10 protein-coding genes are annotated in these 12,074 nt (G+C 65.7%); 2 read left to right on the top strand and 8 right to left on the bottom strand.

All coding sequences use genetic code 11. From position 1 onward, the window contains the following. Positions 1 to 110: 110 nt before the first annotated feature. The 6 genes from BXA00_RS21745 to BXA00_RS21720 form a co-directional block, all read right to left on the bottom strand. Complete coding sequence (locus tag BXA00_RS21745) at positions 111 to 1,772, bottom strand: TRAP transporter large permease subunit (protein WP_076520474.1); 1,662 nt, start codon at positions 1,770 to 1,772, stop codon at positions 111 to 113. A gap of 2 nt (positions 1,773 to 1,774) precedes the next feature. Then, positions 1,775 to 2,437 (bottom strand): TRAP transporter small permease subunit, encoded by a 663-nt coding sequence (locus tag BXA00_RS21740; RefSeq protein WP_076522063.1) that lies wholly within the window; start codon positions 2,435 to 2,437, stop codon positions 1,775 to 1,777. Positions 2,438 to 2,558: 121 nt separating this feature from the next. Then, positions 2,559 to 3,653 carry a TRAP transporter substrate-binding protein gene (locus BXA00_RS21735; RefSeq protein ID WP_076520473.1) on the bottom strand — a complete coding sequence of 365 codons (1,095 nt, stop codon included), beginning with the start codon at positions 3,651 to 3,653 and terminating at the stop codon, positions 2,559 to 2,561. Between the two features lie 359 nt (positions 3,654 to 4,012). Next, positions 4,013 to 4,570 carry a DUF1415 domain-containing protein gene (locus BXA00_RS21730; RefSeq protein WP_076520472.1) on the bottom strand — a complete coding sequence of 186 codons (558 nt, stop codon included), beginning with the start codon at positions 4,568 to 4,570 and terminating at the stop codon, positions 4,013 to 4,015. Beyond that, complete coding sequence (locus BXA00_RS21725) at positions 4,567 to 6,036, bottom strand: M20 family metallopeptidase (protein ID WP_076520471.1); 1,470 nt, start codon at positions 6,034 to 6,036, stop codon at positions 4,567 to 4,569. The genes BXA00_RS21730 and BXA00_RS21725 overlap by 4 nt, the downstream gene beginning before the upstream one ends. Before the next feature lie 113 nt (positions 6,037 to 6,149). After that, the gene (locus BXA00_RS21720; RefSeq protein ID WP_076520470.1) at positions 6,150 to 7,067 is read right to left on the bottom strand and encodes a LysR family transcriptional regulator; all 918 of its coding nucleotides are present in this window, start codon (positions 7,065 to 7,067) and stop codon (positions 6,150 to 6,152) included. A 161-nt stretch (positions 7,068 to 7,228) separates the two neighbouring features. On the opposite strand from BXA00_RS21720, the gene BXA00_RS21715 reads away from it, so the two are divergent. Further along, positions 7,229 to 8,185, top strand: coding sequence for an alpha/beta fold hydrolase (locus BXA00_RS21715; RefSeq protein ID WP_076520469.1), 957 nt, complete (start codon positions 7,229 to 7,231; stop codon positions 8,183 to 8,185). Positions 8,186 to 8,204: 19 nt separating this feature from the next. Then, positions 8,205 to 9,188 carry a tripartite tricarboxylate transporter substrate binding protein gene (locus BXA00_RS21710; RefSeq protein WP_076520468.1) on the top strand — a complete coding sequence of 328 codons (984 nt, stop codon included), beginning with the start codon at positions 8,205 to 8,207 and terminating at the stop codon, positions 9,186 to 9,188. Between the two features lie 117 nt (positions 9,189 to 9,305). Here the strand turns inward: BXA00_RS21710 and BXA00_RS21705 are convergent, their stop codons facing one another. Both BXA00_RS21705 and BXA00_RS21700 read right to left on the bottom strand, forming a co-directional pair. After that, the gene (locus BXA00_RS21705; RefSeq protein ID WP_076520467.1) at positions 9,306 to 10,937 is read right to left on the bottom strand and encodes a methyl-accepting chemotaxis protein; all 1,632 of its coding nucleotides are present in this window, start codon (positions 10,935 to 10,937) and stop codon (positions 9,306 to 9,308) included. Positions 10,938 to 11,123: 186 nt separating this feature from the next. Next, entirely contained in the window at positions 11,124 to 12,074 is a 951-nt protein-coding gene (locus BXA00_RS21700; protein ID WP_076520466.1) for an NAD(P)-dependent oxidoreductase, read from the bottom strand.

The following is a 12,074-nucleotide window of genomic DNA, read 5'->3' as shown; positions in this document are numbered from 1 at the left end:
ATGAAAATGCCGGCATCGCTGCCGGCATTCCCTGTGGTGCGCACCTGACGTGCACACCTGTCTTCCGTTCCTATCGGACATGCCTGTGCTGCATGCCCGCGGATCGCCCGCTATTTGAAGCCGGCTCCCGGATCGTCGTTGCCATAGGTGCTGGTCCCGTAAGACGTGTCCACCTCGATTTTCACCTTGGTCGCATCGACCTTGGCCTCATCGCTCTTGTAGTGCATGACCAGTCCGGGGAACGCCATCACCGCTGCGACCATCGCCAGCTGGATGACGATGAACGGAATGGACCCGCGATAGATCTGCCCCGTCGTCACGGGCTCGATCATCTTGCCCGTGACCTTGTCCTTGTATCGGTCCTTGGGCGCGACGGACCGCAGATAGAACAGCGCAAAGCCAAAGGGCGGATGCATGAACGAGGTTTGCATGTTCACCGCGAGCAGGACGCCGAACCAGATCAGGTCGATGCCCAGCTTGTCGGCGACGGGCCCCAGCAGGGGCACGATGATGAAAGCCAGTTCGAAGAAGTCCAGGAAGAACGCCAGCACGAACGTCAGCACGCTGACGGCGATGAGAAAGCCCAGCTCGCCGCCCGGCAGGCTGACCAGCAGGTGCTCGACCCACAGATCCCCGTTGACGCCGCGGAAGGTCAGGCCGAAGACCGTGGAGCCCACCAGGATGAACACCACGAAGGTCGACAGCTTGGTCGTGGTGTCCATCGCCTGCTTGAGCAGGTTCAGCGTCAGGCGGCCACGGACCAGGGCCATGATGATGGCGCCCACCGCGCCCATCGCGCCCCCTTCGGTGGGTGTCGCCACCCCGATGAAGATCGTGCCCAGCACCAGGAAGATCAGGAACAGCGGCGGGATCATCACGAAGGTCACGCGCTCGGCCAGGGCCGAGAGCATGCCGATCTTGAACACCTTGTTGACGCCGGCGATGATGAAGGCGGTCAGGCCCCAGATCAGGAGCGACAGCACGATCTGCTCGTCCACGGGCGCCGTGTCGGTTTCGATGTACTGGCCGACGAAGTACGCCGACAGCGCCGAAATCACCATCAGCACCAGCAGGGACCGGCCGCCGCGCGTGCCGTTGTCTTCACGGAACGAGCGCGCCTCCTCGGGAAGCGCCGGCGCCGAGCCCGGCCGGATGTACGACATGATGACGACGAACAGCACATACGTGCCCGCCAGCAGGAAACCCGGCACGATGGCGCCGCGGTACATGTCGCCGATGGAACGGCCCAACTGGTCGGCCAGGATGATCAGCACCAGCGACGGCGGAATGATCTGGGACAGCGTGCCGGAGGCGGCGATGATGCCGCTTGCCAGCCTGCGGTCGTAGCCGTAGCGCAGCATGATGGGCAGGGAGATCAGGCCCATCGAGATCACCGACGCCGACACCACGCCCGTGGTGGCCGCCAGCATGGCGCCCACGAAGACCACGGCGATCGCCAGCCCTCCCCGCACGGTGCCAAACAACTGGCCGATGGTCTCTAGCAGGTCCTCGGCCATGCCTGACCGTTCCAGCACCAGCCCCATGAGGGTAAAGAATGGCACGGCCAGCAAGGTGTCGTTGGCGATGATGCCGAAAATGCGTTGCGGCAATGCCTGGAACAAGGCGACGTTCAGCAGGCCGAGTTCGATGCCCACCAGCGCAAAGAGAATGCCATTGGCCGCCAGCGCGAACGCCACCGGAAAGCCCAGCAGCAGGAACGCCACGAGCGTGGCGAACATGATGGGGGCCATGTTTGCAGTCAGAAATTCCATGGTCAGCGTCCGTCCTGTCCGTTCTTGTCGCGGCTGCCGCCGGGTCCTTCCGCGCGGTGCGCGCCCAGGGCGCGTTCTTCACGCTGGCGCGCTTCTTCGGCGATCTCCAGGGCCAGGGCTTCCTCGGCCGACATCTCGGTGGGGCGGGCGCCGGGGTCCGGGCACTTGCCCATCAGGAAACCGATGCACTTGATCAGGTGCGACAGCCCCGCCAGCACCAGCAGGCCGAAGCCGACCGGGATCAGCAGCTTCACCGGCCAGCGCACCAGCCCGCCGGTGTTCGACGACTGCTCGTTGGTCAGGAAGGAGTCCATGAACACCGGCCAGGACAGATACGTGATCAGCAGGCAGGCCGGCATGAGAAAGAAGATGACGCCGAAGATGTCGATGTAGATCTGCTTGCGGCGCGACAGCCGCGAAGACAGCACATCCACGCGCACGTGTTCGTTGCGCAGGAGCGTGTAGCCGGCGGCGAGCAGGAAGATCGCGCCGAACAAGTACCACTGCAATTCGAGCCAGGCGTTCGAACTGGTCTGGAATGTCTTGCGGATGATGGCATTGCCTGCGCTGACCACGACGACGACCAGCGTCAGCCACGTCACGCACCGGCCGACCACCGTGTTGATCGCATCGATCAACCGGGATAGGGCTAGAAGGGCATTCATGTTGGATTCCGGGACCGCGCGGCGCATGGCGCGCGGTCAATATGCAACTCGGGAGAGAAGAGAACCGGCAAGCGCGCGCGGATGCGGCACATCCGCGCGCGCCGGCAAGACCAGTGGCCGCTTACTTGCCGCGGTTGATCGTGCCCATGTAGCTGTCATAGCTGCCTTCGGCGACGCGGAACCAGGGGAGCTGGTCGTCGCGGAACTTCTTCATGCTTTCGTAGACCTTCTTGAAGGCAGGGTTCTTGGCGCCCATTTCTTCGTACAGCTTGACCGCTTCGGCGTAGCACGCGTCCATCACCGGCTTGGGGAACGCTTGCAGCTTGGCGCCCTGCGCGATCAGGCGGCGCAGCGCGGCCGGGTTCTCGGCGTCGTACTTGGCGATCATGTCGTTGGTCGCCGCGGCCGAGGCCTGCGCCAGGATGGCCTGGTACTGCTTGGGCAGCTTGTTGTAGGCGTCCTGGTTGACGTAGAGCGACACCTGCAGCGTGCCTTCCCACCAGCCCGGATAGTAGTAGTGCGGGGCGACCTTGTTGAAGCCCAGCTTTTCGTCATCGTAGGGGCCGATCCATTCGGCCGCGTCGATGGTGCCCTTTTCCAGCGCCGGGTAGATGTCGCCGCCGGCGATCTGCTGCGGCACGACGCCCAGGCGCGAAAGCACGGCGCCAGCAAAGGCGCTGACGCGGAACTTCAGGCCCTTCAGATCGTCGACGGTCTTGATTTCCTTGCGGAACCAGCCGCCCATCTGCGTGCCGGTGTAGCCGCAGGGGAAGTTGACGATGTTGTAGGCCTTGAAGACTTCGCGCATCAGCGTCAGGCCGTCGCCGTGACGCATCCACGAATTCATCTGGCGCGTGTTCAGGCCGAACGGAACAGCCGCGTCAAAGCTCAGGACGGGGTCCTTGCCGTAGTAGTAGTACGACGCGCTGTGGCCGCATTCGATCGTGCCGTTCTGGACGCCGTCCAGCACTTGCAGGGCCGGGACGATTTCGCCTGCGGGAAACACGCGGATGGAAAATTTTCCGCCCGTGGCTTCCGACACGTACTTGGCGACGCTTTCGCCACCGGAAAAGATGGCATCCGCGCTACGCGGAAAACTGGACGCCAGGCGCCAGTTCAGGGTGGGGGCCTCCTGGGCAATGGCGGGCGCCGCCAGGGTCGCGCCGCCGGCGGCAGCGCCCAGGGTGGCTTTTTTCAGAAAGGAACGGCGTTGCATCTAGTCTCTCCAACTTTGGGTAAAGTTCTCTCAATTCCGGGACGGATTGGTGGAGCCCCGACGCGCGATCCTGCGGGTAACAAACTGTCGCGCTTATTGATTTTCGGGGGGGATGCTAGCGGCAAACAGGGAGGGGACGTAGGGGGAAAACCCTTGCCGTAAGTTTCGTGAAATTTTTCTGCGCCGTATGGCTGGTATGACCAGCAGGGCCTCGGCGCACCATTATTCCCCTCAGAATGGCGCTGCGCAGGCGCACGGCAGCGCCTGGCACCGGTATAAAAAATCCGTACCTATATAACCAGAAAATATTTAGGGAACGTGTCCGGAAACCGCCCGCCCGCCGGCGCGGGCGGGGCCGGTCAGGAACGGGTCATCAGCTTTTTCCAGCCATCCAGGCCGAGCTTGTTCATCGTGCCGATGTTTTTCTCGTAGATCTCGGCCGCGTCCGGAAAGGACTCCACGGCGCGGTCGATGCTGTCTTCGCGCAACAGGTGCAGGATCGGATACGGCGAGCGGTTGGTGTAGTTTTCGATGTCGTCCGGCTGCGTGTCGGCGAACTGGAATTGCGGATGGAACGTGGCCACCTGAAGCTCGCCCACCAGGCGCATGCGCTTGAGCAGGCGGTCCGACAGGTCTTCGAAGTCGTTGAACTCCAGGAAGTCGTCCAGCGCGTCCGGGATAATGAGCAGCGTGGTGTCGATCTTTTCGGGATCGGTTTCGGCCAGCAGCGCCAGTTCGTCCTGCAGGTCGGTCAGCACGCCCTCGGCATCGGTGGCGTCGCTGACCGCAAAGCGGATCTGGTCCTTGACCTGTACCGCTTTGGCGAAGGGACAGAGGTTCAGGCCGATCACCGCCTGGTTGAGCCAGTGGCGGGTTTCCTCGACCACATTGGCGTAGGCATCAGAGGTGGAAATCATGCCGGCATCGCCGCCATGGTCTGGGCCACCGCTGCCGTCAGCTTCTTGCCATAGGGCACGTGCAGGAATTCATTGGGGCCGTGCGCGTTGGACTTGGGACCCAGCACGCCGCAGACCATGAACTGCGCCTGCGGGAAACCCTTTTGCAGGATGCTCATCAGCGGGATGGTGCCGCCCTGCCCGATGTAGCCGCACGGCGCGCCATAGTATTGCTGCGAGGCGGCGTCCAGGGCCTGCGTCAGCCAGGGCACGGTGGCCGGGGCGTTCCAGCCGGTGGCGGCGCCTTCGTTGGCCTTGAAGATGACCTTGGCGTTGTAGGGCGCGTCGGCTTCCAGCAGTTCCTTGATTTCCTGCGAGGCGGCCACGGCGTCCACCAACGGCGGCAGGCGCAGCGACAGCTTGAACGCCGTGCGCGGGCGCAGCACGTTGCCGGCGCTGGACAGCGGCGGCAGGCCTTCCGCGCCGGTCACCGACAGGGTCGGACGCCAGGTGCGGTTCAGGAGCGCCTGTTCGGGTTCGGTGGTCATGGGCAGCACAAAGCCGCCGTCGGCGCCGCAGCTCCAGGGGAACCGGCGCCAGACTTCGTCGCCCAGGATGCGGGCGGTGGCGGACACCTGCTCGATGCGTTCGGCGGGGATCTCGCAATGCAGGCTTTGCGGCAGGAGGCGGCCGGTGGCGCTGTCTTCCAGGCGGTCCAGCAGATGGCGCAGGATGCGGAACGACGACGGCACTACGCCGCTGGAGTCGCCCGAGTGCACGCCCTCATCCAGCACCTGGACTTCCAGCGTGCCCGACACCATGCCGCGCAGCGACGTGGTCATCCAGAGCTGGTCGTAGTTGCCGGCGCCGGAATCCAGGCAGACCACCAGGACCACATTGCCCAGACGGTCGCGCAGCGCGTCCACGTAGGGCAGCAGGTCGTAGCTGCCCGACTCTTCACAGGTTTCGACGATGCCCACGCAACGCGGACGGGGAATGCCCTGCTTGTCCAGCGCCATGATGGCGGTCAGGGAGGCGTACACGGCATAGCCGTCGTCGGCGCCGCCCCGGCCGTAGAGCTTGCCGTCTTCGTACTTGGGCGTCCACGGGCCCAGGCCCGCGCGCCAGCCCGAGAACTCGGGCTGCTTGTCCAGGTGACCGTAGAGCAGCACGGTGTCGCCGTTGTCGCTGCGGGTGGCGGGCGCGTCAAAGAAGATGACGGGCGTGCGGCCCGGCAGGCGCACCACTTCGAGCTTCAGGCCGGACACCTTCTGCGCTTCGACCCATTGCGCCGCATCGCGCACCACGCGCTCGATGAACGCATTCTTTTCCCAGTCGGCGTCAAAGGCCGGGCTCTTGGCGGGAATGGCGATGTAGTCGGTCAGCGCGGGGATGATCTCGTTGTCCCACTTGTCGTCCACAAAGTCCTGCAGGGCTTTCGGATCGAGGGTGGGCGGCAATGCGTCTTCGGGGATGCGTGCGTTCATGGCGCTGGCTTCCTGTGTGTGCGGGAAAGGGGCAAACGGCTATTTTATGCCTGCGCGGGGCGGCTGGCATCTTTTGTCCCCATGAAGGACCGGCCCCTGCCAAACGGGTGCCGCTACCGCGCCGCGTAGGCCTCGACGCGGCTCCAGACCTCGCGCGCCAGCGGCTTGGCGTTACCCACCGACTGGTACAGCCGGATCTCCATATGGATGTCGTTGCGCGCGCCGTCGGCGCGCACCAGCGTGCCATCGCGCAGGTCCGGATCGACCAGCGTGTGCGGCAGCCACGCCAGGCCAAAGCCCTGGCGCGCCATCGCATGCAGCGCGTCGGCCAGGTCCGATTCGTACATGGTCTGCAGCAGCGGCACCTCGCAGAGTCCGCGCAGCTTGTCGTGCAGGATGCGGCCGAGCGACATGCTGTCGGCATAGGCCAGGAATGGCACCGGCGGGTCAGAGGCCAGCTTGGGCACGGCATACCGGGGATGGCGGCCGCCGGGCGCGACCGGGGCGCTGACCGCCACCAGCTTGTCGGCGCCCACGCGCCGGCACCGGTAGTTCGGATTGTCGATCTTGGCGTAGAGCGGCTCGTGCGCATGGCACAGCAGGAAATCGACCTCGCCGTCCTGCAGCATGTCGACGCCGTAGTTGAGCGTGGTGGTGATCACCTTCAACTGGAACGCCGGCAGGCCCCGCTGCACACCGGCCATCAGGCCCGGCAGCACCGAATGCGCCAGCGTCTTGCCTGATGCGATGACGATCTTGCGGGCGCGTTCCTGCTCGGGCTTTTGCAGCGCTTCGCGCGTTTCGCGCAGGATGTCCAGCACGTCGATGGCGGCGGCCAGCAGGCTGCGCCCGGCCGCGTTCAGCGTCGACACCTGGTGGCCGCGCTCGACCAGCGGCACCCCGGCCCATTCCTCCAGCGCCTTGATGCGGCGCCCGAAGGCCGGGTGCGTCACGCTGCGCGCCTCCGCGGCCTGGAACAGGTTGCGCGACTTCGACAGCGCGACGAAGTCCTCCAGCCATTTGATGTCCACGTGTCTTCCTACACCTCGGGTCCGCCACCTGTCTGCCGGGGCTGGATCCCTGTTTATCGTCGGCTCATCGTCTGTGCGCATTCAGCACAGAGATTGCGCATTTTGCACAAGGTGGAAACACCTTGCAACTAAGATCCCCGTGTCCACCTCTGGAAAACCCTATGCCAGACGCTCCCGTCCTGCTCAAGTCCATCCGCAGCCATTACCTGGGCGGCGCCGAGTTCGTGGCCGGCGAACTGCCGATGCAGCAGCAGAAGGTGGTCGGCAATGCGATGCCGCGCCTCATCGACATGAACGGCGGCTACAGCGCCGGCCAGTTGTATGTGCAGGAGTACCGGCTGGCCCAGCCTACCCGCCCCTACCCCGTCCTGCTGTGGCACGGCGGCGGCATGACGGGCGCGCAATGGGAAAGCACGCCCGACGGCCGCGACGGCTGGCTGTGGCGGCTGCTGCAGGCGGGCTACGACGTGTTCGTGTCCGACGCGCCGGAGCGCGGCCGCGCCTCGTGGGCGATGTACCCGCAGGTCTACGACTCGGCGCCCATCTTCCGCTCCAAGGAAGAGGCCTGGCGCCTGTTCCGCATCGGGCCGGCCTCGGGCTATGCGCCCGCGGGCGAACCGCGCCGCGCCTATCCGGGACAGCAATTCCCGGTCGATGCCTTCGACACCTTTTCCAAGCAATTCGTCCCGCGCTGGCTGACGCACGGCGACATGGCGATGGACGCCTACCGCGCGCTGCTCGACCTCGTGGGGCCTTGCATCCTGATCGGGCACAGCCAGGGCGGGGGCTTCGCCACCCAGCTCGCCCAGGAATACGCCGCCACCGTGCGCGCCGTCGTGGCGGTGGAGCCCACCGGCACGCCGGCCCAGGCCTCGTGGCAGTTGCCGCCGCAACTGCTGGTCTGGGGCGATCACTTTGACGCGGACGACACCTGGCAGCGCTATCGCGCCCAGACCGATGCGTACTGGAATGCCCTGCGCGCGGCCGGCCAACGCGCCGACGTGCTGGACCTGCCCGCAGCCGGCATCGCCGGCAACTCGCACTTCTGCATGCTGGATCGCAACAGCGACCACATTGCCGGATTGATCGTCGATTGGCTGGACCGCAGCCTCGACTAACCTTCTCGTGGAGATAGAGATGACCCTGAAGAAAACCACCATCGCGCTGGCGTTGCTGACCGGCGCCACGCTGGCGGCCGGCGCATCGGCCCAGCAGTCCGACTACCCGAGCAAGCCGATCCGCATGATCGTGCCGTTCGCCCCGGGCGGCACCGCCGACATCATCGGCCGCGTCTTCGCCGCGCAGCTCGGTACCGAACTGGGCGTCACGGTGGTGGTCGAGAACAAGGCCGGCGCCGGCGGCTCCATCGGCACGCGCTACGTCGCCGATGCCGCCCCCGACGGCTACACCATCCTGCTGGCCTCCTCCAGCACCCACGGCACCAACCCGGCCGTCTACAAGACCCTGACCTACGATGCGTCCCAGGACTTCACCCCCATCACGCAACTGGTGACCGTTCCCGGCGTGCTGAGCGTGACCAAGGACTTCCCCGCCGCCGACCTGAACGCCCTGATCGCGGAGTCGAAGGCACACCCGGACAAGTACACCTATGCGTCCTCCGGCGCGGGCGGCCTGGGCAACCTGGCGATGGAACTGATGAAGTCGATGACGAGCGCCAAGCTCATGCACATCGCCTACCGCGGCGCAGGCCCGGCGTTCACGGACGTGATCAGCGGCCAGGTGTCGATGATCTGGGAACCGGTGCCGGCCTCCCTGCCCTACATCAAGAGCGGGCAGATCCGCCCCCTCGCGATCGCCGCCGATGCGCGCTCGCCGGAACTGCCGGACACGCCGACCTTCAAGGAAGCCGGCCTGGCGCGCTACGAAGCCAATGCCTGGAACGGCCTGCTGGCGCCCAAGGGCCTGCCCGACAACGTGAAGACGAAGCTGCACGACGCCTCGGTCAAGGCGCTGAATGCGCCTGACGTGAAGGCCAAGATGGCCAGCCTGGGCGGCACGGTGGTGGCCGGCTCGTCGGACGCCTTCCAGCAAGTCATCGCCAGCGATGTAAAGAAGTGGAAGCACGTCGCCAGCGACGCCAAGATCCAGCTCGACCAGTAATCCAAAGGCAAAAGACCCCGGCGCGCTGCGCAGCGGGGTCTTTGCCGCACGTCCCGGAACACCGGGATCCCGGGACGTGCAAGCCGGCCTTCATGGCCGGCCTTTTCATGGAATGGATCAGGCGCCGATGAGCGCCGGTTCGCCAGCCCGGCTTTCCAGCGCGGGCGCGTCGGCGTCGATCACGCGGCCCGATTGCACCTTGAAGACCGCCACCGCCTCGCGCAGGCGCTGCGCCTGGGTTTCCAGCGATGCGGCCGACGCCGCGGCCTCCTCGACCAGCGCCGCGTTCTGCTGCGTGACGCTGTCCATCTGCGACACCGCCTGGTTCACCTGCTCAATGCCCTGCGATTGCTCCTCGGAGGCGCTGGAAATCTCGTTGATGATGTCCGTCACGCGGCGCACCGACGCCACGATTTCCTGCATGGTGGCGCCCGCGGCTTCCACCTGGTCCGAACCCACCGAGACCTTCTGCACGGAATCGTCGATCAGCGTCTTGATCTCCTTGGCGGCGGCGGCGCTGCGCTGCGCCAGCGCGCGCACTTCGCTCGCGACCACCGCGAAACCCTTGCCCTGCTCGCCCGCCCGGGCCGCTTCCACGGCGGCGTTCAGCGCCAGGATGTTGGTCTGGAAGGCGATTCCGTCGATCACGCCGACGATGTCCGAAATGCGGTGGGAGCTGTCGGCGATGCCGCGCATCGTGCCCACCACGTCGCCCACGGCCTGGCCGCCGCGCGTGGCCACTTCGGACGCCGCCATCGCCAGTTGCGCCGCGCTGCGCGAGCTTTCGGCGTTGTTCTTCACGGTGGACGACAGTTCGTCCATGCTGGCGGCGGTTTCTTCCAGCGAGGCCGCCTGCTGCTCGGTGCGCGAGGACAGGTCGATGTTGCCCGCGGCGATCTCGCGCGAACCGGTATGGATTTCCTCGACGCCCACGCGCACGGCCGAGACGGTGCGCGCCAGGCTGTCCTGCATGCGCTTGACGGCGGCGTACAGCACGCCGATTTCGTTGTTGCCGCGCTGTTCGATGCGGTTGGTCAGGTCGCCGCTGGCGATACGGTCGAACAGGCGTCCGGCTTCGTGCAGCGGACGGAAGACCGCGCGGCCAAAGACCACGTACAGGCCCACGACCAGCGCCGCCACCACCGCCAGCAGACAGACCAGAACCACGATCGCGACGTTGATGCGGGCGGAGGATTCGCGGGCCACGCGCTGACCGATCTCGTCGGCGAAGTCGACATATTTCTGGATGGCCTGGGTGAACTGGGTGCCCAGCGGGCTGACCTTTTCCTGGTTGATGCGGCCGGCCTCCTTGGCGTTGCCGGCGCGGATGGCGCCGATCAACGGGACGATGGCTTCGCGCGTGTAGACGTCGTAGGCGGCCAGCGCTCCCTCGAACAGGGGCTTGCCCTGCCGCGACGTTTCCGGCAGCTTGCGCGCGGCGTCGATCTGGCTGGTGGCTTTGGCGACGTAGCTGTCCATGCGCTGCATGTTGCTGGCCGTGGTGTCCAGGCTCTTGCCTTCCAGCAGCGCGCTGTGCGCCGCCAGCAGCACCACGCGGGCGCGCAGCAGGTCCGACGCCGCGTCGTCCAGCGCGTTGGCGCGGACCAGGTTGGTGTCCAGCATCACCTCGATGGAGGTGCGGTTGGACGTCAGTTGCTGATACACCGCAATGCCGGTCACCAGAAAGAGTGCAAAGAAGACGCCCAAGGCGGTCGTCAGGATTGCGCGGATACTTAAATTCTTGAACATTGGAGCCACTCCGGGGGTTGCGTAACGCTATCCCTTTAACGGCCCGATGCAATGAAAAGTTAAATATCTCATTGGGTTACAACCTGGGTCTGCGCCCGCGTTACCGTCCGGGCACCGGTAAACCTGTCGTTTGCGCGGCTGCTCGCGCAGCCGCGCAAACGCAGTCCGGCCCGGTCCTGATGCGGTTCAACCGGGCTTCCAGCCGTCCGGCACGCGAGGCTTTTCGATCTGCGCGAAATGGCAGATGGCGTCCGCGATCCCCGAAAAATCCATCCCGCCGAACTCGCCTGCCCGCGCCAGGCTAAAGGACTCGTGTACGGCGGCGGCCACCGGCATCGGCACCTTGGCGGCATGCGCGGCAGAGACGATCAGCGACATGTCCTTGTGCGCCAGGTCGATGGTGAACCCCGGCGCCGTGTCGCCAACAAGCACCTTGTTGGGAAAGTTCATTCGCAATTGCCCGTTCGAGGCGGACGTGCCGTACAGCACCTGCAGCGTCTTGGTGATGTCCAGCCCGAAGCGCTGCGACAATGCAAGCGCCTCCGCGTTCACTTGGCACAGGGTGACCGCCACGTAGTTGTTCACCAGCTTGGTGCGCCCGCCCGCCCCCACCGGGCCGCAATGATACGTGGTGGTACCCATGGCATCGAGCAGCGGCCGGACCCTGGCAAAGTCGCTTTCGCTTGCCCCCACCATGAACAGCGACTCTCCCCGGTCGGCGTGCTCGGCAAGGCGGCCCACCGGCGCGTCCACCACGGTCAAGCCGAGGGCCAGCGCCTGTTCCTGAAGACGGTCGGTCGCCAGCGGGTCAATGGTGCTCATATCCATCAGCAGGCTGCCCTTGGCGGCGTTAGCGAAAACTCCGTCGCTGCCAAGCGCCACCTGCTCGACTTCCTTGGACGAGGGCAGCATCGTCACGATGACCCCGCATTGCCGCGCCACGTCGGCCACGCTTGCACCGGCCGCCGCGCCGGCCGAAACCAGCTCGTCCACTGCCTTCTGGTTGATGTCCAGCACCACCAGCTCGAATCCCGCACGGCGCAGATTCAGCGCCATGGGTTTGCCCATGCGCCCCAAGCCAATAAAGCCGATCTTTTCCATACCTGTCTCCTGCCGGCGTCTGTCGCGCCGGATCAT

The sequence above is a fragment of the Achromobacter sp. MFA1 R4 genome (genome assembly GCF_900156745.1).
Lineage (GTDB): Bacteria > Pseudomonadota > Gammaproteobacteria > Burkholderiales > Burkholderiaceae_B > Achromobacter.
Note: the sequence above shows the minus strand (reverse complement) of the source record. Positions and strands in the feature narration are given on the sequence as shown.

Excerpts from the sequence above, each read along its gene's own strand:
- BXA00_RS21725 (WP_076520471.1), bottom strand. The coding sequence starts at position 6,036 with ATGAACGCACGCATCCCCGAAGACGCATTGCCGCCCACCCTCGATCCG.
- BXA00_RS21705 (WP_076520467.1), bottom strand. The coding sequence starts at position 10,937 with ATGTTCAAGAATTTAAGTATCCGCGCAATCCTGACGACCGCCTTGGGC.
- BXA00_RS21700 (WP_076520466.1), bottom strand. The coding sequence starts at position 12,074 with ATGATCCGGCGCGACAGACGCCGGCAGGAGACAGGTATGGAAAAGATC.
- BXA00_RS21740 (WP_076522063.1), bottom strand. The coding sequence starts at position 2,437 with ATGAATGCCCTTCTAGCCCTATCCCGGTTGATCGATGCGATCAACACG.
- BXA00_RS21730 (WP_076520472.1), bottom strand. The coding sequence starts at position 4,570 with ATGATTTCCACCTCTGATGCCTACGCCAATGTGGTCGAGGAAACCCGC.
- BXA00_RS21735 (WP_076520473.1), bottom strand. The coding sequence starts at position 3,653 with ATGCAACGCCGTTCCTTTCTGAAAAAAGCCACCCTGGGCGCTGCCGCC.
- BXA00_RS21745 (WP_076520474.1), bottom strand. The coding sequence starts at position 1,772 with ATGGAATTTCTGACTGCAAACATGGCCCCCATCATGTTCGCCACGCTC.
- BXA00_RS21715 (WP_076520469.1), top strand. The coding sequence starts at position 7,229 with ATGCCAGACGCTCCCGTCCTGCTCAAGTCCATCCGCAGCCATTACCTG.
- BXA00_RS21710 (WP_076520468.1), top strand. The coding sequence starts at position 8,205 with ATGACCCTGAAGAAAACCACCATCGCGCTGGCGTTGCTGACCGGCGCC.